The following is an 18,452-nucleotide window of genomic DNA, read 5'->3' as shown; positions in this document are numbered from 1 at the left end:
ACGAGCGCCGACTGAAATTTCGGGAGAAACAAGAATGCAGCGAACCAGAGCCCCCTTCCGCGCCGACGAGGTCGGCAGCCTCCTGCGTCCGGCCAAGATCAAGGAAGCCCGCATCCGGCTGGAGAAGGGCGAGATCTCGGCCGACGATCTGCGCAAGATCGAGGACATGGAGATCGAGAAGGTCGTGCACAAGCAAGCCTCGATCGGGCTCAAGCTCGCGACCGACGGCGAATTCCGCCGCTCCTGGTGGCATTTCGACTTCCTGGCCAAGCTCACCGGCTGCGAGCTGTTCCATCCCGACACCGGCATCCAGTTCGCGGGCGTGCAGACCCGTCACGACGCGGTGCGCGTCATCGGCAAGCTCGACTTTCCCGCCGACCACCCGATGCTCGACCACTTCCGCTTCCTGAAGAAGGTCGCCGACCAGGCCCACGTCACCGCCAAGATGACGATACCGTCGCCCGCCGTGCTGCACTTCCGCGGCGGCCGCAAGTCGATCTCCAAGGAGGTCTATCCCGATCTCGAGGCCTTCTACGAGGACCTCGGCAAGACCTATCGCAAGGCGGTGAAGGCGTTCTATGACGCCGGCTGCCGTTATCTCCAGTTCGACGACACCGTGTGGGCCTATCTCTGCTCCCAAGACGAATTGCAGAAGGCGCGCGAGCGCGGCGACAATCCGGATGGTCTGCAGCAGATCTATGCGCGCATCATCAACTACGCGCTGGCCGAGAAGCCCGCCGACATGGTGGTGACGACCCATGTCTGCCGCGGCAATTTCCGCTCGACCTGGATTTCTTCGGGCGGCTACGAGCCCGTTGCCGAAACCATGCTGGCCGGCACCAATTACGACGGCTACTTCCTGGAATACGATTCCGACCGTGCCGGCGGCTTCGAGCCGCTGCGCTTCCTGCCCAAGGGCAACAAGGTCGTCGTGGTCGGCGTCATCACCTCGAAGTTCGGTGAGCTCGAGAAGAAGGACGACATCAAGCGCCGCCTGGAGGAAGCCGCCAAGTTCGCGCCGCTGGAGCAGCTCGCGCTCTCTCCGCAATGCGGTTTCGCTTCGACGGAAGAGGGCAACATCCTCTCCGAGGAAGAGCAATGGGCCAAGCTCAGCCTCGCTGTCGAGATCGCGAAGGAAGTGTGGGGCAACTGACGTCAAGTGTCATTCCGGGGCGATGCGAAGCATCGAAACCGGAATCTCGAGATCCCGGGTCTGGTGCTTGCGCACCATCCCGGGATGACGACGCGTAAACGCGTCCTCACTTCTCCGCCAGATAAACCTCGCCCAGCAGCGACGAGTTCGACCACGGCACCTGCTTGTTCCTGGTGCTCGACACCACCTCTGCCCGCACCCGCGTCAGCATCTGCTGCACCTCCAGCCCGGGCGTGCCGATATGACGGGACAGCGCGGCGGAGAACGGCGAGTTGGCGCCTTCGCCGTCGAGCGCGACCTGGCCCGGGGCGGTCGCGAAGGCGATCAGCGTGCCGGCGCCCAATGTCGCGCCAGCGCCCAGGCTGGTCGGTGCCGCCAGGCCCGAGGCGCTTTCGATACCGCGGTTGGCGCCGGCGCTTGCCACCTGCTGCGCCATGGGATTGTTGCGGCAGGCATCCAAGATCAGGATGTTGGTGCGAACCTGGTCGTCGAGGCCGGCCATGATCGTGTCCATGTCGATCATCGCCTCGGTCATGGCAGCGCCCGGCTTGAGCGCGACGTCGACGGGAATGAGATAGTTGCGGCCGTCAACCTGCACGCCATGGCCGGCATAATAGACCAAAGCGACCTGCGCCCGGGCGGCTTCGTGCAGGAAGTCGCGCGTCATCTTCTGCATCGCGGCGCGATCGAGATCGATGCCCTCCGACACGGTGAAGCCGATATCGCGCAGGCTCTTGGCGACGGCGCGCGCGTCGTTGGCGGGATTGGGCAGCGCCTTGACATGGGCATAGGCGCCGTTGCCGATGATCAGCGCCATGCGTACGCCGCGAGCGGCCGGAGCAGCCGAGGGGGCGGGTGCCGCGCCGGTCTCTTGTGGGGCAGGATTGTTCGCCGGCTGCGTCGTCGGCGAGGGCGCATCGCGCGGGATCGGCGCGCCGGCGTCCGTCAGCAGCGACAACCGTACCTTGGCGGTGGCCTGGTTGGCCTTGCTGCCGGCGTCGGACGCCACGATCGCCAGCGTCGCCTGGTACTCGTCGCGCGCGCGGGCGTAGTCGCCCTTGGCTTCATAGGCGAGGGCGCGATGGGTGTAGCCGGAGATCAGCACGCTGTTCGGCGGCGTCATGATGTTGACCGGCGGCTTGTCCTTCGCCAGCCGGATCGCCTCGCTGCCGTCGGCGATGGCGCGATCTAGATCGCCCTTGGCGCGCCAGATCGCGGTGCGGTTGATCAGCGGCTGCGGCAGCGAAGGATCAAGCCGGATCGCCTGGTTGATGTCGGCGAGCGCACCGTCGAGGTCGCCGAGTGCCTGTTTTGAGATGCCGCGGTTCTGGAACGAGAATGCCGATTTCGGATCGGCCTTGATCGCCATGTCGTAGTCGGCGATGGCCTTGGCAAAGTCGTGCTTGCCGCGCCAGGCGTTGCCCCGATTGTGGAAGATGGTGCCGCTGGGCGGTCCGAGCTTCAGTGCGTCGTCGAAATCGGCGATGGCGATCTCGTAGTCGCCCTTGTCGTAATAAGCCGATCCCCTGAGATTGTAGGCCGCTTGGCTCGGCTGGAGCCGGATCGCTTCGGTGGCATCGGCAATGACCTTCGAGTAATTGCCCTTCTTGTTCCAGCCCACCGCGCGCCAGAAATGGATGGTCGCGAGCTGCTCGCCCCGAAACACCTTCAACGCGATGATCTTGCTGCAGGCATCGATCATCTGCTCCGCCGGCGTCGTCTCGGTGGTGCAGAGCGGCCCAAGCTGATTGCGCGCCTGCGCGACCGCCGGTGCGGATCCAAGGATTGCGGTGAGCAGGCTGAGCGCGACGAGCAGGCGGCGCATGGCGAATGGCCCTTCAGAGGAGAGGCGCCTGTTTGTTGCCGGGCAGACCGCAGCGGTTCACGGCTGGCGCCGACACGAACGGCAGGGGAGGCGCTTCGATCCGCTATTCCCTTAGTGGGCAGACTTTGCTAGGAGAGAGCGTCCCACCCAGTCTGCCCACCGCGTCCCACCTCATGAAGAACGACGAAATCCTCAGCCAGATCACGGAGTTCTGCCGCAAGGCGGACATGGCGGAATCGACATTTGGCCGGCGCGCGGTGAACGATGGGAAGCTGGTGCATCGCCTGCGCGAGGGCAAGCGCATCACCATCGACACGCTGGAGCGGATCCAGGCCTACATGGCGGCCTCGATGGCCGGCGGCATGCCGCCGCCGCGAGGGCTTCAGGTGCCGCCCGAGAAGCGCGATCCGCGCGGCAATTTCCGCTTCTTCGAGAACCGCCAGAAATACCTGCTATTCGTCCATACCTGCAGCGAAAAGCGGGTGGTCGCGGACAGGGTCGCGCTGGAGCTCGCCTCGATCCATCCGCGCCCCCCGGCCCTGCGCCTGTTCGACGCCGGCGTCGGCGACGGTACCGTGCTGGCGCGGGTGCTGCGCGCAACGCACCAGCGCTTTCCCCACATGCCGTTCTACGTCGCCGGCAAGGAGCTCAGTCTCGAGGATTTGCGCCTGACGCTGGAGAAGGTGCCGGACCGCATTTTCGAGCACCCGGCGTCGGTGTTCGTCTTCACCAACATGTTCTATTCGGAGGCGCCCTGGCTCACGCCGGCATCGCCTGCGGCGGCGGCCGCGACCGTCTGGCACGAGGTCCCGCTGCGGGGCGCCTCATCGGGCGAGTTCGAGCAGCAGATCGCCGAGCTGAGGCCGTTCCTGGAGCAGAACTGGCGCGCCGCGATCAGCCCGCGCACCGCCATGCCGCTGTATGAGCGGCCCGTCGTTCTGGTGCTGTATCGCGAGGATCACAGGTTCCTGCTGGATTCGACCATTCCGCGGCCGGGCCAGACCGAAGCCAATTTCGATCTCGTCATCGCCTCCCAGCCCTACCGCGCCCTGTCGTCGGTGAACTTCCGGGCCAAGCGGATCATCGCACCTCTTGCGCGGGCGCTGCGGCCGGGAGGGCGGCTGATCGGGATCCACTCCCATGGCCAGGATCCGGGCATGGAAATGATCCAGGCGATCTGGCCCGGAGAAAATCCTTTCGCGGTGAGCCGTCATGAGCTATTGCGCGCCGTTAAGTATGAACTCGGATCGGTGGGCCGCGACTTAAATTTTAATGCTTATGCGGATAACCGTTCGATCTTCAGGTATGATATGGAAGCGCTGCCCAACGAGGTCACCGGTACGATCGGGACCTCCACGGCCTTTGCAGCGTGGAATGCGGCGGTGTATGTCGCTCAGATTGAGGACGACCGATTGACAGAAATGACTCAAAACGGCCGCACTCTGGATGCCGCCAGGGACGTGCTGCGAAAGTACAATGGGCTCTGGTTTCTCGACGAATCCTACGTCATCTCGCGCCGGCGTGATTGACATCATCAAAAGTAAACATCGCAAACGCCCGCCGGCTTAGCGGCGGAACAAGGGGTTACTGATGCGCGCGTCCTATCTCTTCACCAGCGAGTCCGTGTCCGAGGGTCATCCGGACAAGGTCTGCGACCGCATTTCCGACGAGATCGTCGATCTGTTCTACCGCGAAGGGCCGAAGGCCGGCATCGACCCCTGGCAGATCCGCGCCGCCTGCGAGACGCTCGCCACCACCAACAAGGTGGTGATTGCGGGCGAGACCCGTGGTCCCAAGTCGGTGACCAACGAGCAGATCGAGGGCGTCGTCCGCGGTGCGATCAAGGACATCGGCTACGAGCAGGAAGGCTTCCACTGGAAGACCTGCGACATCGAGATCCTGCTGCATCCGCAGTCGGCCGACATCGCCCAGGGCGTCGATGCGCTGCAGCCGGGCGAGGTCAAGGAAGAGGGCGCGGGCGACCAGGGCATCATGTTCGGTTACGCCACCAACGAGACGCCCGATCTGATGCCGGCGCCGATCTTCTATGCCCACAAGATCCTCCGCCTGATCTCCGAAGCCCGCCACTCCGGCAAGGAGAAGGTGCTCGGACCGGATTCCAAGAGCCAGGTCACCGTGCAGTACGAGAACGGCAAGCCGGTCGCCGTGCGCGAGATCGTGGTCTCGCACCAGCATCTGGTTCCGGACCTCACCTCGAACCAGGTCCGCGAGATCGTCGAGCCCTATGTGCGCGAGGCGCTGCCGAAGGACTGGATCACGCCGAAGACGATCTGGCACATCAACCCCACCGGCAAGTTCTACATCGGCGGCCCGGATGGTGATTCCGGCCTGACCGGCCGCAAGATCATCGTCGACACCTATGGTGGCGCAGCCCCGCATGGCGGCGGTGCGTTCTCCGGCAAGGATCCGACCAAGGTCGACCGTTCGGCGGCTTATGCCGCCCGCTACGTCGCCAAGAACATCGTTGCCGCCGGCCTGGCCGACCGCTGCACGCTGCAGCTCGCCTACGCCATCGGCGTGGCGCGTCCGCTGTCGATCTACATCGACACCCATGGCACCGGTAAGGTGCCGGAGGAGCAGCTCGAGAAGGCAGCGGCGCAGGCGATGGATCTGACGCCCCGCGGCATCCGCACCCATCTCGACCTCAACCGTCCGATCTACGCGCGCACCTCGGCCTACGGCCATTTCGGCCGCACGCCGGACAACGAGGGCGGCTTCTCCTGGGAGAAGACCGACCTCGTCGAGCAGCTCAAGCGCGCGCTCTAAGTCACTTGCGTCATTCCGGGGCGCCGCAACCGCGGCGAACCCGGAATCTCGCACTTCCGGATTCCAGGTTCGCTCGCTTCACCAGCGCCCTGGAATGACGAGCCAAACAAACAGGAACCTCCTATGAACGCGAAGCCCGGCTTCACCGATTACATCGTCAAGGACATTTCGCTCGCCGATTTCGGCCGCAAGGAGCTCTCGCTGGCCGAGACCGAGATGCCCGGCCTGATGGCCACCCGCGAGGAGTACGGCCCGAAGCAGCCGCTGAAGGGCGCCCGCATCGCCGGCTCGCTGCACATGACGATCCAGACCGGCGTGCTGATCGAGACGCTGGCCGCACTCGGCGCCGACATCCGCTGGGTCTCCTGCAACATCTATTCGACGCAGGATCACGCCGCCGCCGCGATCGCGGCCGCCGGCATTCCCGTCTTCGCCGTCAAGGGCGAGACGCTGACCGAGTACTGGGACTACACAGCGAAGCTGTTCGACTGGCACGGCGGCGGTCACCCGAACATGATCCTCGACGACGGCGGTGACGCCACCATGTACGTCCATCTCGGCCTGCGCGCCGAGAAGGGTGACACCGCCTTCCTCGACAAGCCCGGCTCCGAAGAAGAGGAAGTCTTCTTCGCGCTGCTGAAGAAGCAGCTCAAGGAGAAGCCGAAGGGTTACTTCGCCGCGATTGCCGAGAGCATCAAGGGCGTTTCGGAAGAGACCACCACGGGCGTGCATCGTCTCTACGACATGCAGAAGGCCGGCACGCTGCTGTGGCCCGCCATCAACGTCAATGACAGCGTCACCAAGTCGAAGTTCGACAACCTCTATGGCTGCCGTGAATCGCTGGTCGACGGCATCCGCCGCGGCACCGACGTGATGATGTCGGGCAAGGTCGCGATGGTCGCCGGCTTCGGCGACGTCGGCAAGGGTTCGGCCGCCTCGCTGCGCCAGGCCGGCTGCCGCGTCATGGTGTCGGAAGTCGATCCGATCTGCGCGCTGCAGGCCGCGATGGAAGGCTACGAGGTCGTGACCATGGAAGACGCGGCTCCCCGTGCCGACATCTTCGTCACCGCGACCGGCAACAAGGACATCATCACCATCGAGCACATGCGCGCGATGAAGGATCGCGCCATCGTCTGCAACATCGGTCACTTCGACAACGAGATCCAGATCGCGGGTCTGCGTAACCTGAAGTGGACCAACATCAAGCCGCAGGTCGACGAGATCGAATTCCCCGACAAGCACCGCATCATCCTGCTGTCGGAAGGCCGTCTCGTGAATCTCGGCAACGCGATGGGCCATCCGTCCTTCGTGATGTCGGCGTCCTTCACCAACCAGACGCTGGCGCAGATCGAGCTGTTCGCCAACAACAAGGACGGCAAGTACAAGAAGGAAGTCTATGTGCTGCCGAAGACCCTCGACGAGAAGGTCGCCCGCCTGCACCTCGCCAAGATCGGCGTCAAGCTCACCGAGCTGCGCAAGGACCAGGCCGACTACATCGGCGTGAAGCAGGAAGGCCCGTACAAGAGCGATCACTACCGCTACTGAGACGCGTCGTCCGTCAGGAACGCAAGAAGCCCCGGAGCAATCCGGGGCTTCGTTGTTTCGGGACGTGGAATTCAACTCGCTTTACGGTTGCTGCGCGCCCGATTGCCAATTGACGGCCAGCAGCGGCGGGCGGACAATCCTCCCCGGCGGAGGAAACCATGCAACAAGAACACTTCGACGTCCTGATCGTCGGTGCCGGGCTATCAGGCATCGGCGCGGGCTATCATTTGCAGACCAAGTGTCCGACCAAGAGCTACGTCATCCTGGAGGGGCGCGACTGCATCGGCGGCACCTGGGACCTGTTCCGCTATCCCGGCATCCGCTCCGACAGCGACATGTTCACGCTCGGCTATTCGTTCAAGCCGTGGACCGATCCGAAGGCGATCGCCGACGGGCCGCAGATCCTGAACTATGTGCGCGAGACAGCCAGCGAGAACGGCATCGACAAGCACATCCGCTTCCGTCATCGCGTCAAGCGCGCTTCCTGGTCGACCAGCGAGGCACGCTGGACCGTCGAGGCCGAGCGGATCACGGGCGAGGGCGCGAGCGAGCTCGTCCGCTTCACCTGCAATTTCCTCTTCATGTGCTCGGGCTATTACAAATACGAGGCGGGCTACACGCCGGAGTTCAAGGGCGCTGCCGATTTCGCCGGCCGCATCGTGCGTCCGCAGAAATGGACCGAGGACATCGACTACGCGGGAAAACGCGTCGTCGTGATCGGCTCGGGCGCGACCGCGGTCACGCTGGTGCCGGAGCTCGCCAAGAAGGCGGCGCAGGTCACCATGCTGCAGCGCTCGCCGACCTATGTGGTATCGCGGCCGGCGCAGGATCCTCTCGCCAATAAATTGCGCCGCAATCTCCCGGCGCGGCTGGCCTATCATTTGATCCGCTGGCGCAACGTGATGTGGGGGATGTTCTTCTTCCAGCTCAGCCGGCGCAAGCCCGCGAAGGTCAAGGACCTCATTCTCAAGGGCGTGCGAATGGCGCTCGGCCCCGACTACGACGTCGCAACCCATTTCACCCCGCGCTACAATCCCTGGGACCAGCGGCTGTGCTTGGTGCCGGACGGCGACCTCTTCCAGGCGATCCGCGAGCAGCGCGCCAGCGTCGTCACCAACGAGATCGACACGTTCACGCGTGACGGTATCCGCCTGAAGGACGGAAGCGAGCTTGCGGCCGACATCATCGTGACGGCGACCGGATTAGTGCTCCAGGTCGTCGGCGGCCTCGAGGTCAGTGTCGACGGCCGCGCCGTCGATTTTGCCAATACGCTGACCTACAAGGGCATGATGTATGCCGACGTGCCCAACATGGCTTCGGCCTTCGGCTACACCAACGCGTCCTGGACGCTGAAATGTGATCTCACCTGCGAATATGTCTGCCGTCTCATCAACTACATGGACCGGCATAACTTCCGCCAGTGCATGCCGCACAATGACGATTCGACCATCACAGCGCAGCCGTCGCTGGATTTCACCTCGGGCTATGTGCAGCGCTCGGTGGCCAAGATGCCGAAGCAGGGCTCGAAGCGGCCGTGGCGGCTGTACCAGAACTACGCGCTCGACATCGTCTCCCTGCGCTTCGGCCGGATCGACGACGGCGTGATGCGTTATTCCTGATCGCGCCACCGCTCGCCTCTATGCCTTGCGTGTGGTGAGCGCGAACCCAAGATCGATCGCGAGCGCCAGCACTGCGGCGCCGCCGCCGAGGCCGAACAGCAACAGGTAGTCGCCGCCCGTCTGGGCGAAGATCCAGGAGAAGCCGTAAGCTGCGGCCGCCTGGAACAGCGCAAAGCTGGTGGTGGCATGGCTCCATATCGCGCGTTGCTGTTGGCTGGAGTGAGGCACGAGCTCATGGATGCGACCCAGCACCAGCGGTACGATGCCTGGCGTGAAGCCACCGACCACGACGCTCGACACGACCAATGAAACCGGCGCGGTGCTGACGGTTGGCAGCAGCACGGCTGCCGCCTCGATCAGGAAGGCCGCGCGCAGGGCCGGGCCGAAACCCGAGCGGTCACCGAGATGACCGGTGATCAGCGGGCCGACGATCGCGGCGAGGCCGTACAGCACCCAATAGCGCGATCCCGCGGCAATGCCCTGGGCCAGGCCGCGTGCCACGAAGTCGACGATGAAGACCATGTGCGGCACCAGGGCCACCGCATTGAGGCCGTACTGAACCAGCAGCGCGCGGGCGGCCGGCGAGACGCGATGAGGTTTGGCTGGATGCGAGGGCGCAGCATCGGCCTTGGTCTCGGCAGGCCAGTTCCACCAACTCGCGAGCGTGAGCAGGGCGGAGAGCATGCCGAGGCCATACCAGCTCTGCTGCAAACCCTGTTGCAGCAGCAATGGCACCAGCGTGCCCGATGCCGCGACGCCGAGGCCGACGCCGGCAAAGATCACACCGCCGACGATGCCGCGCCGTGCTGCCGCTGTATGCGGCAGAATGACGGACGCCGCCAGCACCATGATGATGCCGCCGGTGAGGCCGGCCAGGAAGCGCCACGCGAAAAACCAGCTGAACGACAATGGGGCCGAGCTGGCGAAGAAGGAGAGGGTGGCGAGCAGCATCATCGTCCGTAACGCGCGGACCGCGCCGATGCGGGTGGCAAGCGCTCGTGCTGCGAGCGCGCCGGCGAGATAGCCGGCGAGGTTCGCAGCGCCGAGATAGACGACGTCGGATACGCTGAACCATTTTGCGGCGATCAAAGCCGGGATCAGCGGCGTGTAGGAGAAGCGGGCGAGGCCAAGCCCGACCAGCGATGCGGACAAACCCGCCACGGCATACCGCCAAGTTGTTCGTAAGGCCGAGCCCGGCCGCGGTTGCGGACCGGTCTCGACGTGTCGCTTCGTGTCTGCGTTGGTCATGTCATCTTCCTGCGCGAGGGGCGCGGATCATCCTGTCCGGGCGGCGCGGCGGCGCCTGAATTCCTGCACCGGCAGGCCTCCCCAGCCCCAATTGTCTGTGTCCACTTCCTCGATCACCACAAAGGTGGAATCGAGCGGCTTGCCGAGGACGTCGAGCAGGAGCTTGCTTGAACCCTTGATCAGCGCGGCCTTTTCCTCCGCAGTGAGCGACGCCGCTCCCGGCCTCGTTCCCTCGCGGGTGATTTGAATGGTGACGATGGGCATCGTGCTTCCCCCCCGTCTCAATGGCCGGCGCTCTGGCCGCCGTCGACATGCAGGATCTCGCCGGTGACGAAGGAGGCGCCCTCGAGATAGAGGACCGCGTCGACGATGTCGGACATCTCACCCATGTGACCGACAGGGTGCAGCGCACTGAGCTGCGCATGCGTCGCGACCGGATGCATCGGCGACTTGATGATGCCGGGTGAGACCGCGTTCACACGGATGCCGCGCTTGGCGTACTCGATCGCGAGCGATCTGGTTGCAGCGTTCAGCCCGCCCTTGCTCAGCGAGGCAAGCAAGGATGGCACGTTGGAATTGGCCTGATCCGCCAGCGTGGTCGTGATCTGCACCACGTGGCCGGATCCCTGCTTCTCCATCTCGGCGATGGCGAGCTGCGTGATGCTGAAGAAGCCCGCGACGTTCGTTCCCATCACCGCCGCATAGTCCTCGGCCGTGTATTGCGTGAACGGCTTTGCGACGAAGATGCCGGCGTTGTTGATCAGCGTGTCGACCCGGCCGAAGCGGGCGATCGCCTGTGAGACTACGCGCTCGGCAGTGGAACGGTCGGCGATGTCGCCGGGAACGGCGAGGACATCATCGTCGCCAGACGGCTTGATGGAGCGCGCCGTGGCGACGACGCGGTAGTTGCGATCGCGAAAACCCTGCACCAATGCGGCGCCGATGCCCTGCGATGCACCGGTGACGATGGCGACCTTCTGCTCGATACCCATGATGGGCTCCTGTTGTTGGCTCTGAGAATCTGTGCCGGCAGCGGCCGGCTTGCGTGCTGAGGTACGCTGCGACGGGCCGGTCGCGAATATCCGCTGTCCGGCAGACACTCTTTCGCCGCGCGAACGAATGCGGGGCCGGCACCCCGGGTAGTTGTCGAGCTTGCGGCGAACGCCTAGCCTGCGAGCGGAAGCTCAGGGGGCGACGGGAAGGGAATGGATCGTCTGGACGCGATGAAAGTGTTCGTCCTGGCCGTGGACGAGGGCAGCTTGGCTGGCGCCGGGCGCAAGCTCGGCCGATCGCCGGCTGCGGTGAGCCGGGCCATCGCGTTTTTGGAAGAACGCGTCGGCGCCGTACTGCTGCACCGGACGACTCGCGCGATCAAGCTGAGCGAGGAGGGAGAACGCTATGCCGCAATCTGCCGCCGTGTGCTCGCCGAGCTCGAGGAAGCGGACGACATCGCGGTTGGACCGCGCACGGCGCCGCGCGGCCTGCTCACGATCACCGCTCCCGTGGTCTCGGGGGAGATGGTCTTGCGGCCGATTCTGGATGCGTTTCTCGATGCCTATCCCACCGTGTCGGCAAAGCTCCTGCTGTTCGATCGCGCGGTCAATCTGATCGAGGAGGGGATCGACGTCGCGCTTCGCATCGGTCCCTTGGCGGATTCGGCGATGATTGCCATGCGGGTCGGAGGGATCAGCCGTGTCGTGGTGGCAGCGCCGCGCTATCTGAAGCAGCATCCGCGCATCGCCGAGCCCGGCGATCTCGCCAAGCACCAGATCGTCGCCATGGCGCATCTGCCCAACTCCTGGACCTTCGCGCCACAGGCGGGTTCATCGGTGCCGCGCACGGTTCAGTTTACCCCGCGGCTCGTCGTCAACAGCACCTATGCGGCAGTGGCCTCCGCCGTTGCCGGGCGGGGTGTGGCGCGGATGTATTCGTACCAGGTCGCCGAGCAGGTCGCGCGCGGCGAGCTCGAGATCGTCCTGGCCGGCGACGAGGACCCGGAGATGCCCGCGCATTTGATCTGCCCGCAGGGCCGGCTCTCGGTGCCGAAGGTGCGCGCCTTCACCGACTTCGCGGTGCCCCGGCTGAAGAAGCAGTTTGCGCTGCTGAAGAAGAGCATCAAGGCGCACTGAGCCGCTTCGCACCTCCGCAATGCGTTATTTTGCGTATACGGCGGCCCGGCTGAATCGGCGAGGGTTCCAAAACGGTTAACGCCGAATTTACGGATCAATCCTAGCCTGTCTCGGCCGGGGTTACTCGCAAGGCCGAGGTGAGCCCAATGGAAGCCCAGAGAATCGCCGTCGATGCCGTCGTCGCGCTGACCGATTGCGACCGCGATGCCGTCATCGCCTTCATCCGCCGTCTCTATCTGGCCGGCGTCACCGACCCCAAGCGCCTGACCTTCAAGGGTCTCCAGGCGCTGTCCCGGGCGTGACCTGGGTCGATTGACCGCCCTAGGTCCGCCAATCTGCTCTCCCCAGTGTGAACGCAACCCAGCAGCGAGTATCTTGTCGCACACGTTCGGCCGGAGTAGATGACGTCCCCGGCTGGGTTCACTGGGGAACGGGGAGATGTTGAAACAGCTTTTTGCGCCGCAACTTGTCATTCTTTACGTGCTGGCGGCCTCGACGATTTACGTTCACTTCCGCGGCAAGCAGCGGCTGCGCTTTGCGCGCCAGCTCGGCGACCACTCGACCTATCTGGCACCTTACAATGTGCTGATGTATGCGGGCTCGGCGGTGCCGAACAAGCCGGTGATCCCGGTCGAGCAGTTTCCGGAGCTGAAGCCGCTGAGCGAGAATTGGGAGACCATCCGCGACGAGGCCGTGCGCCTGTTCGACGAAGGTTTTATCCGCGCGGCGGCCAAGAACAATGACTGGGGCTTCTACTCGTTCTTCAAGAGCGGCTGGAAACGGTTTTACCTGAAATGGTATGATGACTTCCTGCCCTCGGCGAACACGTTGTGCCCGAAGACGGTTGAGCTGCTCAAGTCGATCCCGAGCGTGCACGGCGCGATGTTCGCGATGCTGCCGCCGGGCGGCAAGCTGGGCGCGCACCGAGACCCCTTCGCGGGATCGCTGCGCTATCACCTCGGCCTGGTCACGCCGAACTCGAACAAGTGCCGCATCCTGGTCGACGGCGTCGAATGCGTCTGGCGCGACGGCGAAGCCTTCATGTTCGACGAGACCTTCATTCACAGCGCCGAGAATGCGACCGACGTCAACCGCATCATTCTGTTCTGCGACGTCGAGCGCCCGATGAAGTTCGGCTTCATGACCGCAATCAACCGCTGGGTCAGCCATCACATCGTCAAGGCGTCGGCGACCCAGAACGTCGAGGGCGAGAATGTCGGCGTGCTCAACAAGGTGTTCGGCAAGCTCTACGAGATCCATCTCGCCAGCCGCAAGGTCAAGGAGTGGAACCGCAACGTCTACTACACGCTGAAATACGCGCTGGCGGCGCTGATCCTCGGCCTTATCGTGTATTCGGCACTGAATTGAAGCGACGCGTGGGGCGGATCGGCGAAGCTTGGTTCGCCCTTGCGTCGTGCCGATCTGCGGATTGCTTTCGTCCGTCCTGCCACGATCGTCCGCTCTCGGTCAGCTGCGTCTAGTGGCGGTGCTTGTGCCCTGCGGAGCTGTCGGGACGCTGGTAGCCTCGTAACTCTGCATATCGCTGCATCTGGCTCTGATTGAGCACGGCGGCGGTCGACAGATGATACTTGAGATGGCTTTCGCGGAGCTGTCCCTGGGTTTCGGCAATGGCCCCGATGCTCGTCTTGAGCGCTTCCGACGTGACCGCACGGGACGAGAAAAGGTCTTCCAGCGCTCGCTCTTGTTCGACGAGCTTGTGACCCAGCGGAACGGTTTCCTGTTTCATGGCATCGAACAGTCGCCGGACCTCGATGCGTTGATCGGCTGTCAAGTCGAGGCTGTCGCCGAGCTCGAGCACGTGGCTGGGACCGGGATATCCATTGAGCTCCGCAGCAAGAGCCAGGCCCATACCGCGTCCGGCGCGAAGATCGTCGATCTGCTGCTGTGACAGCGCCTTGATCGGGCGCCTTTCCATGCCGGCATAAGGGTGGCTGGACTGTGCGCTGGCGGCGCTGCCGGCGAGGAGGAGAGAGGCGGCAAGCAGAAGGAGGCGGTTCATGAATCTGGCTCCGTCAAGTCGGGCCGGTCATGCCGAAGCATCGGATCCGGCTGCGACGCTACCCTATCGCGATCGAGTGGTCTCGGGCTTGAAATCTTGCTGGATCGTCCGGCCCATGGCAACAAACATTGCCGCGATCAAATTGCCGAATGTGGAGCAGGTGATGGCCTCCTTGCGGCGGTCCCGCAGGCAAAGCCCTGCCAATCGGCCGGTGCGGGCCTGATAGGTGTTGTAGGGCGGATTAGCGAAGCGTAATCCGCCGTACGGTCGAGCAACGATCGACGTCACCGATTGCCGCGCGAAGGTGGCGGATTACGCTATCGCTAATCCGCCCTACGTTCGCACTTATTCCGGCTGGCCGATCGACACCTTCAGCGTGCCGACACCGTCGACGCCGCATTCGAGCTTGTCGCCGGGTTGGAGCTGCGACACGCCGGCCGGAGTGCCCGTCATGATGATGTCGCCGGCGGCAAGCTTCACCTGCTGCGAGAGCTGCCAGATGATCTCGGGTACGTTCCAGATCAGCTCGGTGAGATCGCCCTTCTGGGCTTCCTTGCCGTTGACCGTGAGCCAGATCTTACCTTTGGCGGGATGGCCGATCTTGGAGGCCGGCTGAATCGCCGAGCACGGAGCGGAGCCGTCGAACGACTTGCCGATCTCCCAGGGGCGCTCCTTCTTGCGCGAGGCGATCTGGAGGTCGCGGCGGGTGAGATCGATGCCGACGGCGTAGCCGTAGACGTGATCGAGCGCCTTGTCGGCGGGGATGTTGAGGCCACCGCTCTTCATCGCCACGATCAGCTCGACCTCGTGATGCAGATCCTTGGTCAGCGGCGGATAGGGAATCGTGGCGCCGTCGGGCACCAGCATGTCGGCATGCTTGGCGAAGAAGAACGGCGGGGCGCGCTCGTCATTGCCCATCTCGCGGATGTGCTCGAGATAATTGCGGCCGACGCACCAGATGCGGCGAACCGGATAACGGCCGCTTTCCCCGACGACGGGAAGCGAAGCCTGGGGCGGAAGCGGGATGACGTAGGAGGCGGCGTTCATGAAGCGGTCTCGCGGCTCTTGAGGTGGAACGAACTCTATGCGGTTGCGCTGATCGGCGCCAGCGCGCCGGAATCGTGGTGGTGTTGCAGGCGGAAGAACGAGGCGTAACGGCCACCCCGGCGGAGCAGTTCGTCGTGCCGGCCCTGCTCGACGATCTCGCCGCCTTCGACCACCAGGATGCTGTCTGCGTGCATGATGGTGTGCAGACGGTGGGCGATCACGATGGTGGTCCGGTTTCGGCACAGATGCTCGATCGCTTCCTGCACTTGCCGCTCGGACTCCGAATCGAGCGCCGCGGTGGCCTCGTCCAGGAGGATAACCGGCGCGTTCTTGATCAGCGCGCGCGCCACCGCGATGCGCTGGCGCTGGCCGCCGGATAGCTGCGTGCCGTGCTCGCCGACCGGGGTGTCGTAGCCGAGCGGGAAGCCCATGATGAAATCATGCGCGCAGGCCGCCTTCGCCGCCTCGATGATCTCGTCCTCGTTTGCGCCCGGCTTGCCGAAGGCGATGTTGCTCCGGATGGTGTCGCGGAACAGATAGACGTCCTGGCCGACATAGGCGGTCTGCGAGCGCAGCGATTTGCGCGAGACCGCGCCGATCGACTGGCCGTCGATCACGATGTCGCCCTGCGTCACCTCATGGAAGCGCAGCAGCAGCGCCAGCACGGTCGATTTGCCGCCGCCGGAGGGGCCGACCAGCGCGGTGACCTTGCCGGGCTCGGCGACGAAGCTCATGCGGTTGAGCACGGTCTCGCCGGCGCGGTAGGCGAAGCTGACGTCACGCAGCTCGATCCGCGCGTCGGTGAGCTTCAACGCCGGCTTGTCGTCGTCGGAGCGTTCGCTGGCCGGGCTGTCGACGACTTCGAGCAGCATGCGGGCGCCGACGAGCTGGCTGTTCAGATCGATGTTGAGCCGCGCCAGCCGCTTGGCCGGCTCGGTCGCCATCAGGAACGCGGTCATGAAGGAGAAGAACGCGCCGGGCGTGGCATTGAGCGCGACCACGCTGTAGCCGCCGTACATCAGGCAGCCGGCGACCGCGAAGCCGCCGAGCATCTCCATCAGCGGATTGGAGCGGTTGGCGACGCGCGCCATCTTGTTGGCGTTGCGCTCGACGATCGCGATGTTCTCGTCGATGCGTTTCTGCATGATCTCTTCCAGCGTGAACGCCTTGACCGTGCGGATGCCCTGCAGCGATTCCTGCATCGTCTCCATGATGTCGGCGGTGCCGGTGAACTGGTTGTAGGCGAGGCCTTTGATGCGCTTCACCAGCTTGCGCAGGACCAGCATCGCCGGCGGCACCGCGACGAGGCCGATGAATGACATCAGCGGATCCTGCCACACCATCACGCCGATCATGGCGAGCAGCATCAAGAGGTCGCGCCCGATGGCGTTGACCAGCATGTTGAGCACGTCGGTGATCGACTTGGCGCCGGCCGTCAGCCGCGCCAGGAATTCGGAGGAATGGCGCTCGGAGAAGAAACCGACGCTCTCGCGCATCAGTTTTGCGAAGAGCTGGCGCTGGTTGGTGGCGAGGATCGCGTTCGAGATCTTGGTCAGGATGACCATGTGGCCGTAGGTGGCCACGCCCTTGATGAAGAGCAGAGCGACCGTGATCCCCGAGAACATCGCGATGCCGGGGATGTTCTTGTCGACATAGGCCTGGTTGATGACCTGGCCGAGCACGTAGGTCGCGCACGCCGTCGCGGCCGCGGCCACCGCCATCAGCGCGAAGGCAACGAGGTAGCGCCGCCAGTAGACGATCCCCTGTTCCGTGACCAGGCGGCGCACCAGGGCCATTGCCGCGTAAGGATCGTCGGTGATCTTCTTTGGAAACTGGGCCATCCGGGGTCCATTGACGGCGCAGGACAAAGCCTGCCCGCGCGTCAGGGATCGATGGGCCTCTGTGCCCGCTCAGCTACGGTTTTTCAAGCCCAATTAAGGGCTTGCGCTTGGGATGATTCTAGGCCGAGGCGGCGTGGCGAAGCTCGCCATGGCGCTCGTGGAACAGCTTGTCCTCCCACGCCAAAGCGTGGGCCGCGATGGTCTCGAGGTCCTCGTATTGCGGCTTCCAGTCCAGCAGTCCGCGGATGCGGCTGGTGTCGGCGACCATGGTCATGATGTCGCCCGGCCGGCGCGGCGCGTATTGCACGGCAAAGCTGCGGCCCGACACGCGGCGCACGGCGTCGATGGTCTCCAGCACCGAATAGCCGCGGCCATAGCCGCAATTCAGCGTCGTCGAGGCGCCGCCGTTGCGCAGATATGCGAGGGCCGAACGATGCGCCTGCGAGAGGTCCGTGACGTGGATGAAGTCGCGAATGCAGCTGCCGTCGGGGGTCGGATAGTCGGTGCCGAACACGTCGATCTTGGCGCGCTGGCCGGTCGCAGCTTCCACCGCGATCTTGAGCAGATGCGTGGCGCCAACGGTGGCAAGGCCGATGCGGGCGTGCGGATCGGCGCCAGCGACGTTGAAATAGCGCAAGGTCACGTATTGCATGCCGTAGGCGGCGGCGACGTCGTGCAGCATGATCTCGGTCATCAGCTTCGACGAGCCGTAGGGCGACAGCGGCCGCGTCGGCGCGTGCTCGGGCACCGGGACCTGGTCCGGATTGCCATAGACGGCGGCGGTCGAGGAGAAGATGAAGCGATTGATGCCGCGCTTGACCGCGACGTTCAGCAGGTTGCGCGCGGTCATGAAGTTGTTGCGGTAATAGCCGAGCGGATCGCGCATCGAGTCCGGCACGACGACCGACCCCGCGAAATGGATGATGCTTTCAATGTCGTGCTGCGCGATCACGCCTTCGAGCAGGTTCTCGTCGCCGGCATCGCCGATGAACAACGGCACGCCCTCAGGCAGATAGGCGGAGAAACCGGTGGAGAGATCGTCGATCACAACGACGTCCTCGCCGGCTTCCGCCAGCGCGAGCACCGTGTGACTTCCGATATAGCCGGCGCCGCCGGTGACTAGCACAGTCATGATCTCACCCGTCTTAGATCAACGCTGCAAGCTAACGTCTGCGTGGTGAAGAGGGGGTATCGGCGCGGCCGAACTGGTCACTATGCTTAATGTTGCGTATAGGGGG

17 protein-coding genes are annotated in these 18,452 nt (G+C 64.4%); 8 read left to right on the top strand and 9 right to left on the bottom strand.

Going from position 1 to position 18,452, the window contains the following annotated elements:
* Nucleotides 1-34: 34 nt before the first annotated feature.
* Nucleotides 35-1,153: a cobalamin-independent methionine synthase II family protein gene (locus tag K410_RS0125880; protein ID WP_028137570.1), complete on the top strand. Its 1,119-nt coding sequence runs from the start codon at nt 35-37 to the stop codon at nt 1,151-1,153.
* A 106-nt stretch (nt 1,154-1,259) separates the two neighbouring features.
* Here the strand turns inward: K410_RS0125880 and K410_RS0125875 are convergent, their stop codons facing one another.
* Nucleotides 1,260-2,978, bottom strand: a complete 1,719-nt coding sequence (locus K410_RS0125875; RefSeq protein ID WP_028137569.1) for a caspase family protein — start codon at nt 2,976-2,978, stop codon at nt 1,260-1,262.
* Between the two features lie 173 nt (nt 2,979-3,151).
* On the opposite strand from K410_RS0125875, the gene K410_RS0125870 reads away from it, so the two are divergent.
* From K410_RS0125870 to K410_RS0125855, 4 genes are all read left to right on the top strand, one after another.
* Entirely contained in the window at nt 3,152-4,507 is a 1,356-nt protein-coding gene (locus K410_RS0125870; protein ID WP_028137568.1) for a hypothetical protein, read from the top strand.
* A 61-nt stretch (nt 4,508-4,568) separates the two neighbouring features.
* On the top strand, nt 4,569-5,765 hold the full coding sequence (gene metK, locus K410_RS0125865; protein WP_028137567.1) for a methionine adenosyltransferase: 1,197 nt from the start codon (nt 4,569-4,571) through the stop codon (nt 5,763-5,765).
* 123 nt (nt 5,766-5,888) lie between these two features.
* Nucleotides 5,889-7,310, top strand: coding sequence for an adenosylhomocysteinase (ahcY, locus tag K410_RS0125860; protein ID WP_028137566.1), 1,422 nt, complete (start codon nt 5,889-5,891; stop codon nt 7,308-7,310).
* Between the two features lie 158 nt (nt 7,311-7,468).
* Entirely contained in the window at nt 7,469-8,929 is a 1,461-nt protein-coding gene (locus K410_RS0125855) for a flavin-containing monooxygenase (protein WP_028137565.1), read from the top strand.
* Nucleotides 8,930-8,947: 18 nt separating this feature from the next.
* On the opposite strand, the gene K410_RS0125850 is transcribed toward K410_RS0125855, so the two are convergent.
* The 3 genes from K410_RS0125850 to K410_RS0125840 are packed head-to-tail and all read right to left on the bottom strand — an operon-like array spanning nt 8,948 to nt 11,169.
* On the bottom strand, nt 8,948-10,177 hold the full coding sequence (locus tag K410_RS0125850; protein WP_028137564.1) for a YbfB/YjiJ family MFS transporter: 1,230 nt from the start codon (nt 10,175-10,177) through the stop codon (nt 8,948-8,950).
* Nucleotides 10,178-10,204: 27 nt separating this feature from the next.
* Nucleotides 10,205-10,441 carry a tautomerase family protein gene (locus K410_RS0125845; RefSeq protein WP_028137563.1) on the bottom strand — a complete coding sequence of 79 codons (237 nt, stop codon included), beginning with the start codon at nt 10,439-10,441 and terminating at the stop codon, nt 10,205-10,207.
* A 17-nt stretch (nt 10,442-10,458) separates the two neighbouring features.
* Entirely contained in the window at nt 10,459-11,169 is a 711-nt protein-coding gene (locus K410_RS0125840; protein WP_028137562.1) for an SDR family NAD(P)-dependent oxidoreductase, read from the bottom strand.
* A gap of 213 nt (nt 11,170-11,382) precedes the next feature.
* Here K410_RS0125840 and K410_RS0125835 point away from each other — a divergent pair, with 213 nt between their 5' ends.
* From K410_RS0125835 to K410_RS0125825, 3 genes are all read left to right on the top strand, one after another.
* Nucleotides 11,383-12,306 carry a LysR family transcriptional regulator gene (locus K410_RS0125835; protein ID WP_028137561.1) on the top strand — a complete coding sequence of 308 codons (924 nt, stop codon included), beginning with the start codon at nt 11,383-11,385 and terminating at the stop codon, nt 12,304-12,306.
* 146 nt (nt 12,307-12,452) lie between these two features.
* Nucleotides 12,453-12,608: a hypothetical protein gene (locus K410_RS40550; RefSeq protein WP_007612486.1), complete on the top strand. Its 156-nt coding sequence runs from the start codon at nt 12,453-12,455 to the stop codon at nt 12,606-12,608.
* Nucleotides 12,609-12,744: 136 nt separating this feature from the next.
* Nucleotides 12,745-13,674: an aspartyl/asparaginyl beta-hydroxylase domain-containing protein gene (locus K410_RS0125825; protein WP_028137560.1), complete on the top strand. Its 930-nt coding sequence runs from the start codon at nt 12,745-12,747 to the stop codon at nt 13,672-13,674.
* Between the two features lie 109 nt (nt 13,675-13,783).
* On the opposite strand, the gene K410_RS0125820 is transcribed toward K410_RS0125825, so the two are convergent.
* From K410_RS0125820 to galE, 5 genes are all read right to left on the bottom strand, one after another.
* Nucleotides 13,784-14,326 carry a Spy/CpxP family protein refolding chaperone gene (locus K410_RS0125820; protein ID WP_028137559.1) on the bottom strand — a complete coding sequence of 181 codons (543 nt, stop codon included), beginning with the start codon at nt 14,324-14,326 and terminating at the stop codon, nt 13,784-13,786.
* 63 nt (nt 14,327-14,389) lie between these two features.
* Nucleotides 14,390-14,614 carry a hypothetical protein gene (locus tag K410_RS39800; RefSeq protein ID WP_155253683.1) on the bottom strand — a complete coding sequence of 75 codons (225 nt, stop codon included), beginning with the start codon at nt 14,612-14,614 and terminating at the stop codon, nt 14,390-14,392.
* Between the two features lie 57 nt (nt 14,615-14,671).
* Complete coding sequence (locus K410_RS0125815; protein ID WP_028137558.1) at nt 14,672-15,373, bottom strand: fumarylacetoacetate hydrolase family protein; 702 nt, start codon at nt 15,371-15,373, stop codon at nt 14,672-14,674.
* Between the two features lie 35 nt (nt 15,374-15,408).
* Entirely contained in the window at nt 15,409-17,214 is a 1,806-nt protein-coding gene (locus tag K410_RS0125810; protein ID WP_028137557.1) for an ABC transporter ATP-binding protein, read from the bottom strand.
* A 118-nt stretch (nt 17,215-17,332) separates the two neighbouring features.
* On the bottom strand, nt 17,333-18,346 hold the full coding sequence (gene galE, locus K410_RS0125805; RefSeq protein WP_028137556.1) for a UDP-glucose 4-epimerase GalE: 1,014 nt from the start codon (nt 18,344-18,346) through the stop codon (nt 17,333-17,335).
* Between the last annotated feature and the right edge of the window lie 106 nt (nt 18,347-18,452).

Source organism: Bradyrhizobium sp. 22, assembly GCF_000482425.1.
Classification (GTDB): Bacteria; Pseudomonadota; Alphaproteobacteria; order Rhizobiales; family Xanthobacteraceae; genus Bradyrhizobium; species Bradyrhizobium japonicum_B.
This window is presented reverse-complemented; position numbering and strand designations above follow the sequence as displayed.